General features: G+C 68.7%; 15 protein-coding genes. 5 read left to right on the forward strand and 10 right to left on the reverse strand.

Annotated features, from left to right (window positions below; genetic code table 11):
* Positions 1-53: 53 nt before the first annotated feature.
* The 3 genes from agmC to KY572_RS22145 all read right to left on the reverse strand — a co-directional run bounded on the left by agmC (position 54) and on the right by KY572_RS22145 (position 6,482).
* Entirely contained in the window at positions 54-4,850 is a 4,797-nt protein-coding gene (agmC, locus tag KY572_RS22135) for an adventurous gliding motility protein AgmC (protein ID WP_224244902.1), read from the reverse strand.
* A 183-nt stretch (positions 4,851-5,033) separates the two neighbouring features.
* Complete coding sequence (locus KY572_RS22140; protein WP_224244903.1) at positions 5,034-5,537, reverse strand: hypothetical protein; 504 nt, start codon at positions 5,535-5,537, stop codon at positions 5,034-5,036.
* A gap of 84 nt (positions 5,538-5,621) precedes the next feature.
* Positions 5,622-6,482 carry an HAD family hydrolase gene (locus KY572_RS22145; RefSeq protein WP_224244904.1) on the reverse strand — a complete coding sequence of 287 codons (861 nt, stop codon included), beginning with the start codon at positions 6,480-6,482 and terminating at the stop codon, positions 5,622-5,624.
* Between the two features lie 239 nt (positions 6,483-6,721).
* Here KY572_RS22145 and KY572_RS22150 point away from each other — a divergent pair, with 239 nt between their 5' ends.
* Positions 6,722-7,603 (forward strand): OmpA family protein, encoded by an 882-nt coding sequence (locus KY572_RS22150; protein ID WP_224244905.1) that lies wholly within the window; start codon positions 6,722-6,724, stop codon positions 7,601-7,603.
* Positions 7,604-7,613: 10 nt separating this feature from the next.
* Here the strand turns inward: KY572_RS22150 and KY572_RS22155 are convergent, their stop codons facing one another.
* The 5 genes from KY572_RS22155 to KY572_RS22175 all read right to left on the reverse strand — a co-directional run bounded on the left by KY572_RS22155 (position 7,614) and on the right by KY572_RS22175 (position 13,655).
* On the reverse strand, positions 7,614-7,994 hold the full coding sequence (locus KY572_RS22155; RefSeq protein WP_224244906.1) for a J domain-containing protein: 381 nt from the start codon (positions 7,992-7,994) through the stop codon (positions 7,614-7,616).
* Positions 7,991-10,024, reverse strand: a complete 2,034-nt coding sequence (locus KY572_RS22160; protein ID WP_224244907.1) for a DUF6109 family natural product biosynthesis protein — start codon at positions 10,022-10,024, stop codon at positions 7,991-7,993. The genes KY572_RS22155 and KY572_RS22160 overlap by 4 nt, the downstream gene beginning before the upstream one ends.
* A gap of 3 nt (positions 10,025-10,027) precedes the next feature.
* A complete protein-coding gene (locus KY572_RS22165) occupies positions 10,028-11,701 on the reverse strand; it encodes an Hsp70 family protein (RefSeq protein ID WP_224244908.1) in 1,674 nt (557 codons plus the stop codon).
* Positions 11,698-12,162: a nucleotide exchange factor GrpE gene (gene grpE, locus KY572_RS22170; protein ID WP_224244909.1), complete on the reverse strand. Its 465-nt coding sequence runs from the start codon at positions 12,160-12,162 to the stop codon at positions 11,698-11,700. Before grpE ends, KY572_RS22165 begins: the two co-directional genes overlap by 4 nt.
* A gap of 245 nt (positions 12,163-12,407) precedes the next feature.
* The gene (locus KY572_RS22175; RefSeq protein WP_224244910.1) at positions 12,408-13,655 is read right to left on the reverse strand and encodes an MFS transporter; all 1,248 of its coding nucleotides are present in this window, start codon (positions 13,653-13,655) and stop codon (positions 12,408-12,410) included.
* 153 nt (positions 13,656-13,808) lie between these two features.
* Between KY572_RS22175 and KY572_RS22180 the strand changes: the two genes are divergently transcribed.
* Together KY572_RS22180 and KY572_RS22185 are read left to right on the forward strand one after the other, a co-directional pair.
* Complete coding sequence (locus KY572_RS22180) at positions 13,809-14,663, forward strand: hypothetical protein (protein WP_224244911.1); 855 nt, start codon at positions 13,809-13,811, stop codon at positions 14,661-14,663.
* 115 nt (positions 14,664-14,778) lie between these two features.
* Positions 14,779-15,723: a hypothetical protein gene (locus KY572_RS22185; RefSeq protein ID WP_224244912.1), complete on the forward strand. Its 945-nt coding sequence runs from the start codon at positions 14,779-14,781 to the stop codon at positions 15,721-15,723.
* Between the two features lie 60 nt (positions 15,724-15,783).
* Here the strand turns inward: KY572_RS22185 and KY572_RS22190 are convergent, their stop codons facing one another.
* Positions 15,784-16,458: a nucleotidyltransferase family protein gene (locus tag KY572_RS22190; RefSeq protein ID WP_224244913.1), complete on the reverse strand. Its 675-nt coding sequence runs from the start codon at positions 16,456-16,458 to the stop codon at positions 15,784-15,786.
* Positions 16,459-16,673: 215 nt separating this feature from the next.
* On the reverse strand, positions 16,674-16,991 hold the full coding sequence (locus tag KY572_RS22195) for a CBS domain-containing protein (protein WP_224244914.1): 318 nt from the start codon (positions 16,989-16,991) through the stop codon (positions 16,674-16,676).
* Between the two features lie 173 nt (positions 16,992-17,164).
* On the opposite strand from KY572_RS22195, the gene KY572_RS22200 reads away from it, so the two are divergent.
* Positions 17,165-19,162, forward strand: a complete 1,998-nt coding sequence (locus tag KY572_RS22200; protein WP_224244915.1) for a patatin-like phospholipase family protein — start codon at positions 17,165-17,167, stop codon at positions 19,160-19,162.
* A gap of 91 nt (positions 19,163-19,253) precedes the next feature.
* Complete coding sequence (locus tag KY572_RS22205; RefSeq protein WP_224244916.1) at positions 19,254-20,636, forward strand: adenylate/guanylate cyclase domain-containing protein; 1,383 nt, start codon at positions 19,254-19,256, stop codon at positions 20,634-20,636.
* Positions 20,637-20,689 lie beyond the last annotated feature (53 nt).

The following is a 20,689-nucleotide window of genomic DNA, read 5'->3' on the forward strand; positions in this document are numbered from 1 at the left end:
GGCCCCGCGCTCCCCCACAGGGAGGCGGGGCTTCGTGCTTCCGGGCTTCGGACCTACCGCCTGCGAGCTCTGCCCAGAGTCACCACGAGCAGGCCCAGCAGAGCAGCCCAGGGTGACGCGCTGGAAGCGGCACATCCGAGCCCGCCTCCGATGGCTTTGGCTTGAGTCTTGGGAGCAGCGACCTTGAAGGTGATGCTGTTAGAGAGTTCTCCTTTGTTCTTGTAAATGTTCGCGGCTCTTCCCGCGAGGGTGTATTCCTTCTCCTCCAAGGAGAGGGTGTAGGCCCAGTTTCCGTCTTTGTCTGCTTGTGCAATCCCGGTAGGTGGCGTCTCATCCGAGACCTCCGCGACATTGATGAAGAGGTCTACCGTCCCTCCCGGCACGGTCGTCCCACTGAGAGTGGGCGTCAGCGAATAGATGGTAGAGCCCTCGTGGGGCTCGATGAACTCTGGAGGGGGAGGCCTCTCGGCGGCTACCACCCAATCATGTCTCGCCGGGCTCGGATCCTTGTTCCCCGCCTCATCGACCGCTCTGGCAAGCAGAAAATGCTTTCCATTCCTCAGGTGGGGAGTTCGGTATTTGGAGGAGCCTTTGCTCCACTCACTTTCCTGCTCAGGGACCTTGTCCAGGCTGTACTCAAAAACGGTCCCCGCCTTGTTGGATGAAACGGCGAACTCCCTGGAGTCATGAATGTCGAGGACCGGCGGGTCTCCGAGAAACTCCGTGTCAGGAGGCACCGTATCGATCTGGAAGGACACGGGACCGAAGGAGACTCCCACATTGCCCACGAGATCTGTCGCAGTGGCCCTGACGGTATAATGTCCATTCGGGAGAGCATTCCTGGGTTGAAAGGTCCATTCCCCATCTGATTTGACCAGCGCTTGGCCTTCTACCCTCGTCCGCGGTTCGCCACCTTCGATGAGCACTGCGACGGTGGCGGATTGCTCGGTGATCCCGGAGATCAGTGGCGCGTTCTCGCTCACGATGTTTCCCTCCTCCGGCGACGTGATGGTCACGCTCGGTGGAGCTGTATCCACGGTCCACTGATAGGCCTCGGGGGTGGGGTCCTCATTGCCTGCACAGTCCACGGCCCATACGATGACCGTGTGGCGGCCATCAGCCAGACCTGGGAGGTCGAGCCCAGCCGAGCAGTCGAAGTTCCCTTGTACTATCGAGCGGTTGCACATGTATCTCACACCCGCCTCATCCGAGGCGAATGTGAACTTCGCCTGATTGCTGGTGCTCAGCACCGGCGGCTTTTCAGTGATGTACGTCTCAGGTGGGTCCGTGTCCCGAGTAAATTTCCTCGGGCTGGAAAGGCTCCCAGTGTTGCCCGCCACATCTTTTGTTCTCGCCGTGATGAAGTGCGGGCCATCAGCTAGACTCTCGAGGGAGAGCCCCACGATCCACCCCCCAGTTTCATCCGCCATCGTGGTGCTTGTCGCCTCCGGATTGCCGTCGAGGAAGACCATCACGGTGGCGCGAGCTTCCGTTGCACCCTCAATGCTCAGGTTACTGCTGCGGGTGCATTGCCCTTCCCCAGGTCGCTTGAGGTCGGGTGAATCCGGAGCGGTGGTATCTACGGTCCACGAATACTGCGCGGCACCAGCCTCGCCCTCGGCGTTCCCTGCGGTATCCGTGGCGTAGACACGGAAGGTGTGTGGCTGAGGAGTCTCGCCTAACTGGGTGTACGTCTTCGGGCTGCTGCACGAGGTGAAGTTGGCCCCATCCAGTGAGCACTTGTAGTCCACACCTGGCTCTCCTGCGCTGAACTCGAAGGTGGCGGTTGTCAGATTGGTGAGCGCGCTGGGATAGCTGCGGATCTGCGTCTTCGGCTTGAGGCTGTCCACAGTCCATTCATGACATGCTGCGGAGCCGTCCTTATTGGTTGCGGCATCCATTGCGGTGACGCAGAGCTTGTGGTGGCCGTCTCCCTGGACTCGGACGGTCATCGGGGTGGTGCACGTGGGTTGGCTCACTCCATCTAGCGAACACTGGTACACCACCCCCATCTCGTTCGAACTGAACCTGAACGTTGCTTCCGGGTTGTTGGTGAGCGCCGGTGGGCCCTCGGCAATGGTTGTCTCTGGAGGCGTCAGGTCCACGACCCAACTGTAGCTGGCGGCCTCCCCTTCGGCGTTGCCCGCCCCGTCCTTAGCACGGACGTAGAAGGTATAGGCCTGAGGGCGCTCAATCAGATTCGCCCATGACACGGGACTCGTGCATGTGCTGAAGTCCAAACCATTGTGTGAGCAAGAATAGCTTACCTCGGCTTCATTCGCGGAGAACTCGAACTCAGCCGTCGTCTGATTACTCGCAGGGGGTGGCTTTTTCGAGATCGTCGTATCTGGAGCCTGTGTGTCCACCTTCCACGTGGACCTTGCGGGGCTTAGGTCATCCTTGTTGCCCGCCGCATCCTGAGCATAGACCTCGAAGGTATGGGTGCCGTCGGACAGGTTGTCATAGGTCTTCGCTCCCGAATTTCCGCAATCCAGGAAGGGGCCACCCGTCGAGCCTGTCCACTCCCTGCACCAGTATTTACCTGCCGCCTCCGCTCCCGTGAAGGTGAACGTCGCCTTTCTCTCCGAGGTGGGATTATCAGGCTGACTGGCGAGCCCTGTCTCCGGAGGAATGGTATCCACCATCCAAGTGAACTTCGCCGGAGTCGCATCTTCGATGCCACTACCACTGCGCGCGTACACCTCGAATACATGAATATCATCCGTCAGGTTGGAGTAGCTCTTACTCCCAGATACACCCGAGCCGCAGTTCTCGAAGGTGCCACTGGGTGTGCCTGTCCACTTCCTGCACAGGTACGTTCCTCCAGCTCCCGCTCCTGAGAACACAAACGTCGCAGTCTTCTGGTTGCTCAGGGTCGGCGGCCCGCTGTCGATCTTCGTATCGAAGGCGATGACCCACGCAAACTGCGCTGCCGTCGCGTCCACGTTTCCGGCTGCATCCTCGGCATACACTTCAAACGAATGGGAGCCGGATGCCAGGTTGGTGAACGTCTTCGTGCCGATATCCGGCAGGCCGCCCGCACCGGCGAGGCCACAGTCCTGGAAGCTGCCACTGGGCGTTCCCATCCACTCCCTGCACCAATACCTTCCTCCCAACCCCGCCCCCGAAAAGCTGAACGTCGCTGTCGATAGCTCCGTTGGGTTTGAAGGACTACCGGTGATTGCCGTATCCGGCGGCGTGGTGTCGACCTCCCATGTGAATCTTGCTGGGGTTGCATCCTGCTCCCCGCTTGCATCCACCGCATACACTTCGAAAGTGTGAGTGCCCTCTGACAGGTTGCTGTAGGCCTTCTTCAGCGTGTCGTCAGTCGCGTCGACGGGGACGGCCCCACAGGGCTGGAAGTTGCCGGGGGATGCTCCCATCCATTCCCTGCACCTGTAGAGGCCCCCTGCCCCTGCCCCCTTGAAGGAGAACTCTGCGACCCTCTCCTTGGTCGGATTCCGCGGAGTGCCAGTAATTATTGTGTCCAGCGCCAGCAGTGCGCGGCCTCCGGATGAAAAGCCTTCAGACAGCCGTTGGATGACGCCTTGATGCGGTTCCTGGCTGCTCGACGTCGGCTGCGCCTCCACACCTGGCCGGCTTGAGGTTTCAGAAGCCCTCCTCTCACCCCCCAGACCCGCCTCCACATCGATGGGGCAGGCGCTCGTCGAGGCGGCTTGATACAGCACCCGCCCTCCACCTCCCCCACCGCCCGCACCCGCCTGCGACAACAAACCCTCCTGAGGACTTCCTCCCCCTCCTCCTCGCGCTGAGATGCTTCCACACCCAGCCGAGCCGGCCAGCCGCAGGGAGATGCTGCCTCCCGCTCCGCCACCTCCCCCACCGCCTCCGCTCGCACTCCCTCCTGCCTCGCCTTGCGCCAGCAGGGCGCCTCGGCCTGTCAACCTCCCCGCTCGCACGAAGATGGCTCCTCCCCCCGCTCCTGCCGAGCCTCCACTCTCATTCTCTCCATGCCCCTTCCCTCCTCCGCCCCCCAGCGTCAGGTGGTCCATCAGCGAATACCTCAGCGCCGTCCCCCCTCTGCCTCCCAGTTCCCGCGCCACATCCCACGGCGCAGATGAGTCCCCACCTCGCCCGCCAGTCCCACCGTTTCCTCCTCCTCCTCCCCCGGACAAGGGACAGAGTCCTCCGCCTCCTCCGTTGGAGGCATTCTCCCAACCCGTCTCTCCAGGGCCGTAGCTCAACACGGAGATGCCCTCGCCTCTACGCGCCCCGGGCCTCACCTCCCGAGGCAACAGCGAGCAGCCCACGAGCTCCGACGACAGGTGCCCCCCAGGCGCTCCCCGGAAGCCTGCACCGCTCGCATCGAGCACTCCCTCGTTGTTCACCGCTCCCGTCGCCAGGAAGGCCAGCACGCCCCCCTTCTCCCCATCCCACGGCTGTGCCTTGAGACTGGCTCCAGCGCGTACCGTCACCTCGGTGTACTCCGGTATCCGGATGACCTGCGTCACCCTCCCCGCGTACGAGTGCACCAACGGTGCCTTCAGCTTCAGCTCGCCCGGGCTCACCTTCGCCACTCGCGCAAGCTCCCACCGCCCTACCGGATCGTCCCCCAGTTCCACGGGAGCCGGCTCTCCTCTCGGTGGCTCGGGGACGATGCCCGTCGTCTGCAACACCATCACCAGGTCGCCATCACCAAACCCCTTCGATGATGAGACGAGCACCTGCACGTCTCCGGGCGCCAGCGGCCCCGTCACCTGGGCGTATTGATTGATGACCGTCCGTGGCTCGGTGACCGTGAGCGCTCCATCGCGCCCCGTCCCCAGCCCCATCGTGTCAGGCTCGGCCGCAGCCCCGGTCGCGCACAGCGCCAAGGCCACCAGCCACATCGGGCTCGCTCTGTTCCGCATGGACCTACCCTTCTCGTTCCCGTGTGCTGTCCTCACGGGAGCGCGGCGAGGGTGAGTCCATCCGGCTTCACTTCGCTGTCACTCCCATGAGAACCAAGCCACGGTAGGCCACGGTCCAAGAGGGGGGCTGTACCCCCAGCGGGGTACCCGCCGCGGTCCGCTCTACTTCGCGGGCTGCTGCTCCTTCTTCGGCTCCCACTTCCGCGTGGCCTCGCCCATGGCCTCCTCGGGCCACTCCATGCCCCGAGGCACCAGGATGGCGCCAGTCTCCGCGGGCGGCAGATCCGGCAGTGCGGCGGGCTCCGTCGCGCCCGGCGAGAAGGAGACGAACTGCGCCTCGTACTCGCGCACGCGGCCCGCGGCTGTCTTTCGCTCCGCCGGGCTCGACAGGATGACGGCGTCCGCGCCCGCCCGACACACCGTCTCGCTCAGCATCTCCTTGCGCCCCCCCACGCCCATCCACTCGTTGTCCGTGAGCCCCAGCGTCCCGATGACCTCGTACTCCCGCGGCGGCTCGCGCTGCTCGTAGACGTCGAACTCGCAGCCCTCCGGCTTGGACGGGCGCTCCTGGAACAGGCGGATGTCTCGCAGCTGTCCCGACGAGGTGGCACAGCCTCCGGCGGACACTCCCGCGCACAGCAACAGAAGGACTCGGATGGGGCGCATGGACTCCTCTCGTTCTGCCCGTTCAACGACGGGCCCGACGAGCCATATCGCCCCCTGTGTCCGACACAGGCGCCAGCGCTCGCCTCAGCCGCGCAGGCGCGGAAGGATGCCGCGCAGGCTCCGGTCCACCCCGCCGCGCGGCCCCAGCAGCTCCATCGCCCTCACTTCGTACTGGAGCGCGTTGTCCCGCTGGACGAACTGCACGTGCGCCCCCAGCGCCGCCGGCAGCGCCAGGTCCAGTTCGTAGATGTCGCCCGCCACCAGCGTCGACTCGGGGCCGGTGCCCGTCTCCTGCCAGATGGTCCGCAGCGCCTCGTAGTACAGGCCCCGCCGCAGATAGACGGGACGGGGCAGCAGCCCGTCGAAGGTGATCGTCTCCGGCAGCGCCGAGAAGCGCGCGTCCGTGGGCTGGGCCTCCTGGAGGATGTACTTGCGCGCGTCCCCCTTCACCTTCAGCCGCTCGCGGCCCTTGGGCGCCAGCCGATCCAGCTTGGCCTCCACCAGGTCCGTGTGCGCGTTGGTCACCACCCATACCGGCAGCCCCGTGGCGACCAGCGCCTCGAGCACCTCCTTCGCCTCGGGCTTGAAGGCCGTGCCCGTCAGCTCGTAGGCCTCGCGGTAGAGCGTCTGGAGCGCCTCGTGGCGCTCCGCCGGATCCGGCAGCGCGCCGTAACGCCCCATGAGCTGGCGCGCCACGCAGTTGGACAGCAGGTACGGATCCGCGGTGGCCGGCGCCACGACGCGCCCCCCGATGTCCCAGCCGAACGCGTGCGCCCCCGCCAGCACCGCCGCCTCCTCCTCGCGCCAGGACGCCTCCATGGCCTGCCGGTCCATTCCCAGCAGCTCCGCCAAGTGGCTCTTGAAGTGGAGGACGAAGGGGGCTCCCTCCGCCGCCACGTCGGTGAAGGTCCCATCGAAGTCCAACACCACGCACCCGATGCCCATGCTTCCTCTACGCTCCTCCATGAAGGGGACGAATCGGATACCACGTCCTACCCGGTAGTGCGAAGTGGGGTGGAGTAACGTGTCTGGTTGGACTCAGGCCCCCAGGCAACGCAGCGCGGCACCCGGTGGCGCACCGCGCCAGCGGCCATGTGGCACACGAGCGCCGCTGGCCCCCTTGAGGCGCACCCTGGGGGCAACGCTAGCGTTGGAGCACCAATCAACGGCAGCGGAGGCGCGACATGGAGGAAGCCCGAAGCGCAACGGACCGGCGACGCCGGGCCTGGCTTCCCTGGGCGCTTCTGGCGGGGGTCGTCGTGCTGGCGCTGGGCGGCGGGCTCATGGCCTCGCGGTCCATCTCTGCGCTGGTGGAGCACACCGCCCACCTCGAGCAGGTCGCGCTCGAGTCCGAGGCTCGGGTGGCGGAGCTCCAGCTGCTGCGCGCCAGCATGGAGCGCCGGCTGAAGCACCTGGATCAACGGCAGACGGGCACCTCGGCCCAGCGCGAAGCAGAGGCCCGCAAGGCCCGCGAGGCGGATGCTCAGCTCGTCCAGCGCGAGGCGGCGCGGAAGAAGCTGGAGGCGAAGCTGAAGGACGCCCTGGCCCAGGGAGATGCCTGGCTCGACGCCTCCCGCCCCGAGGCCCTGCGCGTGGAGCTGTCCGAGCGGCTCCTCTTCGAGCCGGGCCAGTCCACGCTGACGGCCAGGGGCGTGGAGGAGCTCGGGAGGATCGGCGCGGTGCTGGCCTCGGTGGAGGGCCACGCGGTGCAGGTGGCCTCCCACACGGACGAGCTGCCCACCGCTGCCGGCCCGGGCACGGAGGGGACGAGCTGGGAGCTGTCCTCCGCGCGCGCCACCGCCGTCGTGCGCGCGCTGCTCGAGCGCCCCGCCCGCATCGCCCCGCAGCGGCTCAGCGCCGTGGGCCATGCCTCGTTCCGGCCCGAGGTCCCCACGGATTCGCCCCAGAACCGCCAGCGCAACCGGCGCGTGGCGCTGACGCTCGAGCCCATGCCGCTGCCGCCCGCGGCCCTGCTGGCGACGCTCGAGCCCACGCCTCCGCCGCTGGCGCCCGCGAAGTCGGCGCCCGCGAGTGGCAAGTCCTCCAAGAAGTCGGGCCGACGCTGAGGCTCCCGCTTCAGTCCCGCCCCCCTCCGGAGCACGCACGGAGCGCTTCCTCCCAGCGCAGCCGGGCGCACCTCTCCTGGAATTGTGTCGCGAGCTCTTCGCGCTCACGGGCGACGAGCGCTGCCTCACGAGCCCTCTCGAGCACCGCGTCGAAGCGCCCGCGCGCCTCGTCCGCCAGCTTCCGCACATCCACGGGACTGGCCAGGTACGCCACAGCCAACGCGCCGGGCCGGGAGAGCATCTCGTAGGCATCGCGCAAGCGCCGGAACCCCTCCGGGTCCTCATGAGGCGGGTGGCGGGCCAGTGCGGCGAAGTATGCGCGCTTGACGGCGGCCGGCTCCAACGTGGGTGCGAGTCCCAACACCGCGAACGGCTCATCGGGCTGCGTCATCTCGAGTTCTCCTCCTCCTCCTCCTTGAGGAGGTCCAACTGGGGCTCCTGTTCGCGGGCAATGCCCTGCCCGGGCGAGCGCTTCTTCCGGGCCTTTGCCTTCGCGCGCGGCGTGCGCTCGGTCGCAGCCTTGGTGGATGGCTTCTTCTTCCGCGCGGCCCGGCGCTTGGGCAGGCGCACGCCATGTTTGCGCGCCAGTTCCAGCGCCCGTTTCACACTGGGAGTCGGCGCGGAGGAAGGCTGCACCAGATGGGACGCCAAAAAGGCCGCCAACAAGGGGTGAAGATACTCACAAGGGGCGCCCGTTCTTCCTGCGGCCACCACCGCCTCGGCGAGCGCTTGCACATCGTTCGCACGTCGCTCCAGCCACCGCGCCATGACACGGCGGGCGAGCTCCTTCCGCTCGCCCACATCCAGCAACTGGAGCGTCTCGAGGTAGGCCGGGTCCCCGCCGTGAGCATCCAGGTACCGGGAGATGGCCTCCCACGCCTCGCTGTCCGAAGAGGCCTGGCGCACCGCCTCCCGCAGGAACTCGGCCCGGTAGGTCAGCACCCGGGAGCCGAAGCGGCGCCAGATGCGCAGGCCCTCGGCGCTCAGCCCCATCAAGGCTTCGAGCCGCTCGATCGGCGCGTCCGTGTCCATCAACATCCGCGCCGCATCGTCCAGGCTCCGCGCACCTTGCAGCATCCGCTCCAGCTTTTGTCTCGCCCCCTTGTCCCGGCTCCGCTCCAGCAGGATGGAGATGGCATCGCTCAGCACGGGCCGCAGCTCCTCGCCCGCGAGTTCCCAACTGGCATCGACCCAGGACTCCACCAGCTCTGGCGCATGGGTGAAGGCCACGCACTCGACCAGCTCCGTGCGCTCGGAGGGGTGTGCCCGCCTCAGCCAGGCCAGCACGGCGGGCACCCCTGTCTCTATCAGCTGACGCAAGCCAGTCTGGAGCCACTCGGGCGCGCTCCTCGCCTCGGAGTCGTACGCGTCCCACGCCTGCACCGCCCGCGCCCAGAGGGCCGCGTCCGGCGCGAGGGCCAGCAGGGCCTGATAGAGGCGAAGCGCCCGCGGCAGGCCCGCTCCCGAGAAGCGCAGCTCCGACACGGCCCCCACTACCCAGAGCCGAGCCTCCGGCTGGAGCGCCGCGGCCTGGGCCAGGGCACACCAGGCCTCGGCCTCCTGGGCGCTGGAGATGCCCTCTGGTGGAAGCCTGGAGGTCACCACCCGCAGCGCCTGCAGCACCGGCTCGGACAGTTCCCGTGCGTCCCCGGCCTCCCGCGCCGCCCGGGCGAGCAGCACGGCGGGCTCCAGGAGCGAGGCGCTCCCCTGCCCATGCTCGGCCCGAAGCCACAGCTCCCGCGCCGCGAGCAGCCCCGCCTGTCGCCATGTCGCCCGAGCCACCTCCGCGGGCAGTTCCTTCCCCCAGGCCTCGACGCGGCTGGCGAAGCGGGGGAAGGGCTCGAGCGCATACAGGGCCAGGAGCGCCTCTTCCACTTCCTCCAAGGAGCGGGGCGGAGACAGGGAGACGTGCGTGCGAGCCGGCTCGACCCCCAGGCGCGCGTCCACCGGAGGCAGGCATGCAAGGGCCGGGGCAACGCTCCTTGGCTCAGGAGTGCCCTGGCTGGAGACCCAGGCCTCCATGGCCACGGCCAGCCTGGGCGCGTGCTCCCGCGCGGTGGGAGCCAGGGGCTGCCACAGGCGCTCCGCGCGCGCCCACTCGCGCGCGCGGCTCGCGGCCCACAGCAGCGACCAGTAGGTGGCGCGGGCCTCCTCGGGTTCCACGCCTTGCTCCACGAGTCTGGGCTCGACATCCGCGCGCGCGGCCAGGGTCGCCAGTGCGCCCCAGGCACCGCGACGGTGCAGCTCCTGAACGGCCTGCCGGAACAGCTCCGCACCGCGAGGCAGCAGCTGCTCCCGCTGCGACGGGGGCAACCGAAGCAGCGCGGGCAGTCCCGCTTCGAGCTCTCCCCTGGTCAGATACTTCCGGGCATCCTCCAGCCAGCGGCGGTGCTGGCGCTCCTCTCCCTCTTGCCTGGCCATGGCTCACGGCTCCTGGTGCCGCGGCTCATGTTCGAGGAAGAAGTCCAGCAACGCCTCCTCGGCGCGCTCACGCCCTGCCCCTTCCGCCGCGGCATACCGCTCGAGCAGTCGCTCCAGCTCCGCCTTCGGCCCGACGGGGAGGCGCTCCAGCAGGGCGCGCCCCTTGCGTGCCACCACGGTCTGCGCCGCCTGGGCCTGGGTGGCCCTGCCCGCGTCCGCCAGGGAGAGCGCCACCGTCTTGGCATTCGCCGTGCCGGGCTGGCTGACGGAGACCTTCACCACCCCGTTGAGGTCATAGGCAAACTCCACCCGTACCGGTGAGTTCGCGGGCCGTGGCTCCAGCGGGAAGTCAAAGGCCCCCACCCGCGTGTTCTCCGACACCCGAGGCGCCTCGCCCTGAAACACCTCCACGTTGAGACGCTCCTGCTCGGGCAGCAGGGTGTAGAACTCATCCACTCTCACGGCCGGCAGCGGCGTGTTGCGGCGGATGACGGGAGCGAAGGTCTCCGGCTCCGCGCGCAGGGCATCGTCCTCGCCGACGACGCGCACTCCCAGGCTGTGGGAGGCGACGTCCACCAGGATGCGCTCCACCGGCTCGCCACTGAGCAGCCCTGCCTGGATGGCAGCGCCCAGCCCCACCGCCAGATCCGGATCCACCTCCTCGTGGATGTCCGCCCCGAACAGCTCCTCCAGCATCTCGCGTACCCGCGGAATCCGGGTCGAGCCCCCCACCAGACATACCCGCGACAGGGACTGCCCCTCGAGCCGTGCTTCCTGGAGCGCCTGGCGAGCCAGCACCATCGTGGACTCGAGCAGCGGCTCGATCAGGGACTCGAAGTCGCGCCGCCGCACCTCCAGCTCGAGATGGACGGGCCTGCCCCGAGCGTGGGTGAGGAACTCCTCGCGCACGTGCACCAGGACGTCCGACGAGAGGCGGATCTTCGTCTCCTCGGCCAGCCGGCGCAGGCGCGCCATGGCGCGGAGGTCCTCGCGGGGATCCACGCCCTGGCCCCGCGCGAGCTCCTCGAGGAAGCGCTGCACCAGCCTGTCGTCGAAGTCATCGCCTCCCAGGTGGGTGTTGCCCGCGGTGGCGCGCACCTCGCGCACGCCTTGGAACACCTCGAGCACCGACACATCGAAGGTGCCACCCCCCAGGTCGTAGATGAGGAGGATCTCGGGCTGGGCTCCGCCCGCGTCCTCCGGGGCGAGCACCCGGTCATATACGAGCGAGGCGCTGGTGGGCTCGTTGAGCAGCCGTAGCACGTGGAGCCCCGCGAGCTCGCCAGCCTCGAGGGTCGCTCGGCGCTGGGCATCGTCGAAGTAGGCCGGCACGGTGATGACGACATCTCTCACGGCAAGGCCCGTCGCCTTCTCGGCGCCGCGCTTGAGCGCGGACAGGATATCGGCGGAGACCTGCTCGGGAGACAGCTCACGTCCGGCGAGCAGGTAGCGGTGAGCCGTCCCCATCCTGCGCTTCACCGAGCGAACGCACCGCTCGGGGCTCTGCAATTCGAGGTTGCGCGCCTGACGCCCCACCACGGGGCCATCGTCCGTGTAGAGCACCACCGAGGGGACGATGGGGCTGCCATCGATGGGTAGCGCCACCGGACGACCATCGACGAGGTGCGAGATGACCGAGTTGGTCGTGCCGAGATCGATGCCGAAGGAGTGATTCATGCGTGGTTCCTCACTGTGATGGCCTCGCCCTCGCGCACGAGGTGCTCACCTCGCAGCACCGCGGCGCGGACGACGCGGACGACAGCCCCGTCGGCGAGATCGGAATGGGGCTGGGTGCCCACGACACGGAACACGCGTCCGTCGGGCGGGTGCCCCAGCGGGACCAGGCGCGTGAGCCCCCGGAGCGCCAGGAAGCGCTCGAGCCGAGACGCCACCCCCGCCAGGCCAGGCGCCAAGGCGGAGTCCGCCACGCGAACGGCCTCGTCGAGCAGGTCCATCGCGTCCAGCAGCTCATCCCAGCCAGCTTCGGCCTTCGAATCCTGGCCGGGCCTGGCGCTCTCGAGCGAGGACAGCGAGCCCCTCAGCTCCGCAAGCCCTCCCTCGAGCTTGCGGTCCAGGTCCTCGGCCTGAAGGCTCAGGCGAGCCAGGACGCGAGCGGACTTCTGGGTGGCATCGAGCAACGCGCCAGCCCAGGCGGGAGGGCCGTCCGAGGCACTCCTCTCCCCAGGGAGCTCAGGCACTTGCGAACGTGCCGTGAAGAGACGACGCAACCAGGAAACCATGCCTGCCTCTACCACGGCAGGACGGTCAGAGCCAACCCATTACGTAGGCTGTCCTGTCGCCAACCTACGTCACCCATCGGGTAGGGCCACGCCCCTGCTGTCGAGGAGGTGTAAAGGAGGGCGCTCCCACATGTCCGGCGGACTCAGCCGCTCAGCGGCTTCACCTCGTCGGTGTTGGCGATGCGGCGCAGCTCCGGAAAGAGCCACGCCCAGAGCGCCACCACGACGCACGTGCCCACCCCGCCCACCACCACCGAGGGCACCACGCCGAACCACTCGGCGGTGAGGCCCGACTCGAACTCGCCCAGCTCGTTGGAGGCGCCGATGAACACCATGTTCACCGCGCTCACCCGGCCGCGCATCTCCGGCGGGGTGGCCAGCTGCACCAGCGTCTGCCGGATGACCACGCTCACCATGTCCGCGGCGCCCAGCACCACCAGGGCGCCCACGGACAGCGCCAGGTTGCGCGACACTCCGAACACCATCGTCGCCACTCCGAAGAGCGCCACGCATGCCAGCATCAGCACCCCCGCGTTGCGCTTGAGCGGGAAGATGGCCAGAGACAGCGCGATCAGCGCCGCCCCTATCGCCGGCGCGCTGCGCAGCAGGCCCAGCCCCCACGGCCCGGTGTGGAGGATGTCCTGGGCATAGATGGGCAAGAGCGCCGTCGCGCCGCCCAGCAGCACCGCGAACAGATCCAACGAGATGGCGCCCAGCACCACCTTCTGCCTCCGCACGTACCGCAGGCCCGCCAGCAGCCGCTGCCAGGACGTCGCCGCCTGCTCCATGCGCCCGGTGCGCACCCGCATCAGCGCCAGCATCACGAAGGCCCCCGCCATCATGAAGGCGCAGATGAGGTAGACCGCCGCCGCGTGCAGGGCGTCATAGAGCAGGCCGCCCACCGTGGGCCCCACGATGGTGCCTATCTGGAACACCCCCGAGTTCCACGCCACGGCGCTCGACAGGTGCCGCGCGGGCACCAGGTGCGCCACGAGCGACTGGCCCGCCGGGCCCGCGAAGGCACGCGCGGTGCCCAGCAGCGCCAGCACCCCATAGTACGGCCACGTCTGCGTCACTCCCGACCGCGCCAGCCCGAAGAGCAGCAGCGCCCCCGTCACCATGGTGGCGTAGCAGCACATGAGCACCCGGCGCCGGTCATGCCGATCCGCGGTGTCTCCCGTCACGAGCGACAACAGAATGATGGGTAGGAACTGTGCGAGCCCCACGTACCCCAGGTCCCTGGGCCGGTGGGTGAGGCCGTAGATGTGGAGGCCCACCGCCACCGACTGCATCGCCACCCCGAGTGTCATGAAGAGGCGGGCGCCCTGGTAGAGACGGAAGTCGCGGTGCGCGAAGGCGGAGCGGGTGGAAGCCGCGGACTCACGGTCCATGGCCTCCACATACCTGTGTGCAGTGCACGTCACCAGCGCCGGGCGCAGGCTTGCTTGCTTCCAGGGATTTGCGTTTTAAATAGATTCGAGCAGGCCCTCGTCCATGCGTCTGGCCGAACCATGGCGGCCCCCACCTGCCCCAGGAGCTGGACCGTGTCGTCCATCCGCAACCTGCTGTGCGCCACGCTCGCCGTGGGCGTGCTGCTCTCGGCCCCCCAGGCCGAGGCCCGCTTCGGCAAGCGCTCCGACTCGAACGAGTCCTCCAAGAGCAACAAGACCCACGACGCCTCGGCGGTGGGTGATGATGATGACGACGACGATGATGCGCCTCGCCGCCGCCGCCGCTCGTCCGGAGCCTCCGCGGGCTCGCTCCTGGTGGACCTGCTCTTCGCCGTCTTCGTCGACGTGCGCCCCACGGCCTATGTGGCGCCGCCGCCGCCCGTCGAGTCGGTGTCCTCGGGCGAGGTACGGGCCTCGTCCTCGCGGCCCTCGCCGCTCAACGTCCGGCTCGGCGTGGACGGCGCGGCCTTGAACACCGCCGCCGGTGTGGGTGCCTTCCTGGGCATCGAGGGCGAGCGGGTCGGCATCGACGGGCGCGCGCTGGCGCTCGTGATGCCCACGGATGACGGGACGGAGGGCACCGACAGCATCACGCTGCTGAACGCACACCTCACCTACTCCCTGGTCTCCCAGGAGCGGGTGCGCCTGCGCGTCGAGGGCGGCATCAGCAGCGCGCACGCGCCGGACGTCGTCATGCTGGGGCCGAGCTTCGCGCTCTCCCTGGACGCGTGCCTGGCGGGGAACCTGGATCTCGAGCTGCGCGCGCAGGCCACTCCGTACCCCTACGTTCAGCTCGACGGGCAGGCCGGCCTGGCGGTGCACCTGAACGCCTTCGTGCTGCGCGGCGGGTGGCGGGCCGTCTACCTGAACGACAACGGCTGGGCGGACGACGTGGAGCACGAGGACACCTTCGGCGGTCCGTACGTCGGCCTCGGCTTCGCGTTCTGAGGCCTCGAGCCCAGGCCGCGCTCCAGCTCGGGTGATCCGCGGTTGAATTTCCGGGGCAGGCAGCCGTCCAAGCCTGCAATCGCCGCAAGGGCCACCCCCGCTCAGGAGCTGGACCGTGTTCGACCTCAAGAACCTGCTGTCCGCCGCGCTCGTCGCAAGCCTGTTCTTCTCCGCCTCGGCCGCCGAGGCCCGCTTCGGCAAGAGCTCCAGCTCGAGCGACTCCGAGAAGAAGGAGAAGAAGAAGGACAAGGAGGACCGGGACGACTCCTCCTCCCGCCGCGTCCACGACGCCTCCCCCGTCCGCACCCATGATGCCTCGCCGGTGGGCAGCAGCCGTCCCAGGCCCCCGCCGCCTCCCCCGCGTGAGCGCGTCGTCGTCGTCGAGCCCGCTCCGACCTACTACGTCGAGCCCGCTCCGACCTACTACGTCGAGCCTGCTCCGACCTACTACGTAGCACCGGCGCCTCCGCCGACCTCCTACGCCGAGCCTGCGCAGGTGGTGCAGCCTCTCCCCGAGCCTGCCCCCGCTCGCAAGGACTCCGTCTACAGCCCGCTGCGCCTGGGCCTCGAGAGTGGCCCCACGGGCGGGGGCTCCCGAACCCACCTGTCCCTCGCCCTCGAGGGAGATCGGCTGGGCCTGGACGGACGCATCACCGGCCTGGTGCTGGGGACCGATGACGGCTCCGCGGGCACGGACACCATCGCCGCCGCGAGCGTGCACCTCACCTACGCCATCGTCACGGAGGACCGGATTCGCGTGCGAGTGGAGGGCGGCTTCACCTATGCGGAGGCCCCGGAGCTGAAGGTCTTCGGCCCCAGCATGGGCTCCTCGTTCGAGGGACGGCTCACGCCCCACCTGGACTTCGAGCTGCGCCTGCAGGCCACGCCCTTCCCGTACCTGCAGGTGGACACGCAGGCGGCGCTGGCCGTCAAGTTCCACCCCTTCGCCCTGCGCGCCGGCTGGCGGACGCTCCTGATGGACGACGCCGGCCTGGTGGACGGCGAGGTGCATCGGGACGTCTTCCACGGCCCCTTCATCGGCCTGGGCCTCTTCCTCTGATTCCGAGCGCCAGCGCGGCCACGGCCCCTCTCGCTCCGAGAGGGGCCAGGGCCTGGGGACTCACTCCTCGGGCGAGGCGGACATCTCCATCCCGGAGGAGACCACGGGCATCGCCGTCGACGCGGCCTTCTTCGCCCGCCGCTTGGGCGGAGGCGCCAGCCGCGGTGCCGTCCCGAAGAGCCGCTCGTACGTCTCCGGCGTGTTGATGTTGACCACCACGCCCGGATCCTTCACGGACACCCGCCGCAGCTTCATGCCCTGGAGCGCCGCATCGAGCTGCACGGCGTCCGAGCCCATCAGCCGCTCGACCAGCGCGCGCGAGAGCACCACCGGATAGCCCGGCGCCCCCTCGAACTCCGGCCGCAGCCCGTCCTCCGCGTCGCCCACTCCCTTGAGCAGCGACTTGAGCGTGGAGGCCCTCACCGCGGGCATGTCCACCGGGTGCAGCAGCACCACGTCCGCCTCCTCCTCCAGCGCGGCCGACAGCCCCGCCTTGATGGACGCCATGGGCCCGTCCTGCCACCGAGGGCTGTCCACCAGGTTCACGCTGGGGTGCTGCTCACGTACCGCCTCTGCGTCCTTGCCGATGACTCCCAGCACCGCGCAACCCGCCTTGCCAAAGGTGGATGCGAGAGACTGGAGGAAGCTCCGTCCCCCCTCGTGCTCGATGAGCGCCTTGGGGTGGGCCATCCGCCGGGCCTCGCCCGCGGCAAGGATGATCGCCACTGCCTTCATAGCTACGCCTCCTCATGGCCCACGCGGGATCGCGGGGCAACGGCACTCACGCTGGTGCCTGCGCGCCAGATTGCAGCCCACCCCCAAGGGCTACCCGTTGGGAAGGCAGCACTCCCACCGGGGCGGTGTTCGATAGCAGGTGGGATGGAGTCGGTGCCGCGTCCACCAGCCAGCAGATGCCTGCCCTCTCCGCCGTCACCGCCCCGGGCCTCCCCTCAGTGCAGCCAGCGCGAAGCGGTGCCCGAGGCCTGCTTCAGGCGCCGATCAGCCCCCACCGTCATTCCTTCCTCACCGCCCAGCGACTTGGCAGTCAAAACTTCAGAGAGTGAGAGCAGCGGCAGCCGTGACGCAACGCGGCAGAGCTCCGCCTCCGTCACCTCGGCGATCAGCTCCCCGCGCTCCTCGTCCACCACCGGCAGCACTGCCAGTCCGTATTGCTGCATCACCCGCAGCGCGGAAAGCACCGTGTCGCTGGGGAAAAGGGTGATTGCCCGAGAGATGAGGGACTCACTGCGAGTGCTGCACTTGGCCACGCCGACCTCCACGAGAGGGACCTTCCGTCCCGTTCCGGGAGACCATGGAGCAATTTGCTTGCCAGGGATGTCGGACTGTTGACTACCAGCCTGACACAACATCCGACAAGGTTTGGCGGATAATGGGGACAAGCTGATCCACCATTCGAAAGATTCCGGACCGGAGCATCACCATGTCCGTCAAATTGAACCCGCCGTCTCCGGGCTCGCCGCGGCGAACCCCGCAGGAGACGCCAGCGCCCCAGGCGCAGAAGTCAGAGAACTCCAACCCGTTGGCGAAGCTGGGCCAGAACCTGCAGCGCGTGGCGCAGCAGGTGGACAAGGGCCTCAACCGCGTCCTCGACACCTTCGACGCCCAGCTGCCGTCGCTGCCGCACGCCAACGCCACCAGCGCCCGGCCCTGGGAGGGCATCACCCTCACCGGCAAGCCGCTGCAGATACCGCTCGACAAGCTGCTGAGCGTGGACCTGTCGCAGGTGCGCAAGGTCCTCGAGCGCGTGGTGCCGCAGAAGATCCGCGATGACGAGGCCAGGCAGCTCATCGGTCAGACGCAGCCGTTCCGGGACACGCTCTCCAAGGTGCGCTCGCTGGGCGCCGAGCTGGACATGCTCTCCCCCAAGAGCGAGCGCTATGCCGAGGTGAAGGCGCAGCTGGCCAAGGCCGAGGGCGAGCTCACCTCGAAGTATGGCTACACCCGCGCCAACGCGCCGAAGCCGGGCGCCATGTGGGTGGATCCGCAGTTCATGGCCAAGGAGCTGCCCGGCGGCCAGCTGTCCGCCTCGCGCCTGGCCACGGGCACGCCGGTGACGAAGCCGCCCGAGCCCCTGGACTTCCTCTTCGGCGGCAAGCCGGACGGGGCCAGGCAGTCCCAGGCGTACCAGCAGGCGGTGGCCGCGCGCCGCGCCGAGCTGGGCATGCCCATCCAGGACGGCAAGCCGATCGGCGTGCACATGAGCCTGGAGGGCGGTGGCGGCAAGGGCAAGCGCTACGCGGCGATGCTCGGGGAGATGCGCGAGCTGGGCGTGGTGCCCACGAGCCTCACCGGCACCTCGGCGGGCTCCATCGCGGCGGCGTTCGCGGCCACGGGCGCCTCGCCCGAGCAGATCGACGCGATCGCCAAGGACCCTCGGCTGCAGAAGCTCTACGACTTCGACCTGGACCTGAAGGACGGAGGCCTGCTCAACGGCAAGGCCGCGTATGACTTGTTCGACGCGAAGCTGCGCGAGCTGACCGGCATCAAGGACCGGCCCGTCACCTTCGCGGACCTGAAGGTGCCGCTGCAGCTGGTGGCCGCCAAGGCCTACGACAGCGCGGCGCCCAACGGCTTCCCGACGAACAAGGACCGCCTCTTCGTCTTCAGCCAGGAGACCACGCCGGACACGCCGGTGGCGCTGGCGATGCGCGCCTCCATGGCCATCCCCGGCGTCTTCGAGCCGGTGCAGATGGTGGACCCGGCCACGGGCCGCAGCATGCACCTGACGGATGGTGGCTCGCTCGACAACCTGCCCATGGGCTACGCGAAGAACAACCTGCCGCAGATCGGCGCGGCGCTGCTGAGCCCGGACGCCAACCACCCCTCCAACGCCATCGGCACGGCGAAGCCGCTGCCCACCGGCCAGCTGGACACGACCAACGTCCTGTGGAGCGCCGTCAACGGCTACAGCTTCCTCAAGGACAACGCGACGGGCGCGGCGGACTTCCGCGATCGCACCTCGCCCGGGCCCAACCAGTTCATGCTCAGCCTGCCCACCTGGAACCTGGACAACCCCAAGGAGTCCAACAGCCTGCTGGGCTTCGGCTACGACGCGAAGGTGGACCCGACGCTGGACAAGCAGACCCGCGAGGTGACGCGCGGCTTCCTGCGCAGCTTCCTGGACGACATGCGCGTGCCGGGCTCGCGCGGCTCCAACGTCACCACCCACGTGCCCAAGAACCTGCGCTTCAACGAGCAGGTGACGGTGAACGGCCAGAACTACAGCGTCTCCTACAGCGGCGGGGACAACCTGGTGGCCGTCAACACCGCCACCGGCAAGAAGTCCGACCTGAAGCTGGGCCAGAAGAAGATCGAGGCCATGTACCTGGACCACGTGGCCTTCGGCGACCTCAAGGCGCAGCTGGCCTACGCCCTGAGCACCCCCAAGAGCGTCAAGCCGGACTGGCTGCCGTTCTAGGCAGACGCGGCTCCAGCGGCGATGCTACCCTACAGGTAGGGTGCCGGCCATGAGACGTGGCCGGGCACCCCTTGCCCGGGAGCCACGCCGCATGGAGTCGCAGCAGGACCTTCGCACGCCGTACTCGGATGACACCCTCCTGCATCGCAGCCTGCTGGCCGAGTCCAACGCGGCCCTGAGGCTGGCGGCCTTCGGGGTGCTCGGCTACGTCATCATCACCAGCCTGCTGCTCTCCGTGGCCCCAGGTAGCGGGCGAGAGGGCCTGCTGGCCTCGTGGCGCTTCTTCCCGCTGGCCCTGGCGGCGAGCACCACGCTGGTCCTGCTGGCGCATCAGCAGCTCGTGCACGGGTGGGTGGCCTATGCCGTCCTGGTGCCGTTCGCCTCGCTCCCCACGATCTCCTTCCTCGTCTGCCTGATGGTGCTGCCAGAGGAGGCCTCGGCCTACGTCCAGGGTCACCTGTCGAACCTCTACTTCGCCACCGTGGCCATGACGGGGCTCATGCTCGACTTCCGGCTCACCGCCATCTCCGGCGGCGTGGCGGCGGTGGGCTTCGAGTGCTGCCGCCTGCTGGCTCGAGCCGGCGCGAGCGCCGACGCCTCGGAGGGCTCCTGGACCCCGCTGGAGCTCTTCGACCCGTCCCGCGGCGGCTTCAAGTCGCTGATGATTCTCTCGAGCGGGCTCATCGTGGCGGTGATCGCGCTGATCACCCGGCGGATCATTCTCCGCGTGCTGAGCGAGGCTCGGGTGGAGAGGACGCTCGGCCGGCTGTTCGGGCCGTACATCCGCGAGGAGGCGAGGAGGCAGCTGCTGTCCCCCCAGCGCGCGCCGTTCGCCGAGCGCAGGCAGGTGGCCGTCCTCGTCGCGGAGCTTCGCGGGTTCGACGAGTACACCCGGGGGGCGGGGCCGCAGGAGCTCGTCGAGCAGCTCAACACCTACTTCGAGGCCATGGCGCAGGCCATCACCCTGCGCGGAGGCGCCATCGACCGGTTCGCCGGGGACTCCCTGCTGGCCACCTTCGGCGGAGTGATGGCGCTGGAGTCCCCCTGCACCCTGGCGCTCGAGGCGGCCCGGGAGATGCGCTTCCGGCTGGAGCTGCTCAACTCGAGCTGGCGGCTGCGCGGACGGGCCCCGCTCGACAACAACATCGGCCTGCACGTGGGGGAGGTGGTGCTGGGAGTGATGGGCAGCGCGCAGCACCGGGACGTCACCCTCGTGGGCCAGCCCGTCAGCACCGCCGCGCAGGTGGGAGCGATTCCCCGGGAGCCTGGCTACCCCATCCTCCTCACCGAGGCGTTCCACGCACAGCTGCCCCCCTCCCAGAAGTCCACCTGTCGTCGGCTGGGGAGCGTGCAGGTCAAGGGCCACAGCGCCCCCATGGAGCTCTACGGCATCCTCGAGGGCCCCATCGTCATGCCTGTGCGTGTCCCCGTGGACACGCCGTACGCCCGTGACACGACGGTGACATGGGAGTGACAATGGGCGCCCCCCGCGTGCCGCGTGCTTCGAGCTGACTAGGCTGCTCTCGA

It is taken from the genome of Hyalangium gracile (assembly GCF_020103725.1).
Classification (GTDB): Bacteria; Myxococcota; Myxococcia; order Myxococcales; family Myxococcaceae; genus Hyalangium; species Hyalangium gracile.

Excerpts from the sequence above, each read along its gene's own strand:
- agmC (WP_224244902.1), bottom strand. The coding sequence starts at position 4,850 with ATGTGGCTGGTGGCCTTGGCGCTGTGCGCGACCGGGGCTGCGGCCGAG.
- KY572_RS22140 (WP_224244903.1), bottom strand. The coding sequence starts at position 5,537 with ATGCGCCCCATCCGAGTCCTTCTGTTGCTGTGCGCGGGAGTGTCCGCC.
- KY572_RS22145 (WP_224244904.1), bottom strand. The coding sequence starts at position 6,482 with ATGGGCATCGGGTGCGTGGTGTTGGACTTCGATGGGACCTTCACCGAC.
- KY572_RS22150 (WP_224244905.1), top strand. The coding sequence starts at position 6,722 with ATGGAGGAAGCCCGAAGCGCAACGGACCGGCGACGCCGGGCCTGGCTT.
- KY572_RS22155 (WP_224244906.1), bottom strand. The coding sequence starts at position 7,994 with ATGACGCAGCCCGATGAGCCGTTCGCGGTGTTGGGACTCGCACCCACG.
- KY572_RS22160 (WP_224244907.1), bottom strand. The coding sequence starts at position 10,024 with ATGGCCAGGCAAGAGGGAGAGGAGCGCCAGCACCGCCGCTGGCTGGAG.
- KY572_RS22165 (WP_224244908.1), bottom strand. The coding sequence starts at position 11,701 with ATGAATCACTCCTTCGGCATCGATCTCGGCACGACCAACTCGGTCATC.
- KY572_RS22175 (WP_224244910.1), bottom strand. The coding sequence starts at position 13,655 with ATGGACCGTGAGTCCGCGGCTTCCACCCGCTCCGCCTTCGCGCACCGC.
- KY572_RS22190 (WP_224244913.1), bottom strand. The coding sequence starts at position 16,458 with ATGAAGGCAGTGGCGATCATCCTTGCCGCGGGCGAGGCCCGGCGGATG.
- KY572_RS22200 (WP_224244915.1), top strand. The coding sequence starts at position 17,165 with ATGTCCGTCAAATTGAACCCGCCGTCTCCGGGCTCGCCGCGGCGAACC.
- KY572_RS22205 (WP_224244916.1), top strand. The coding sequence starts at position 19,254 with ATGGAGTCGCAGCAGGACCTTCGCACGCCGTACTCGGATGACACCCTC.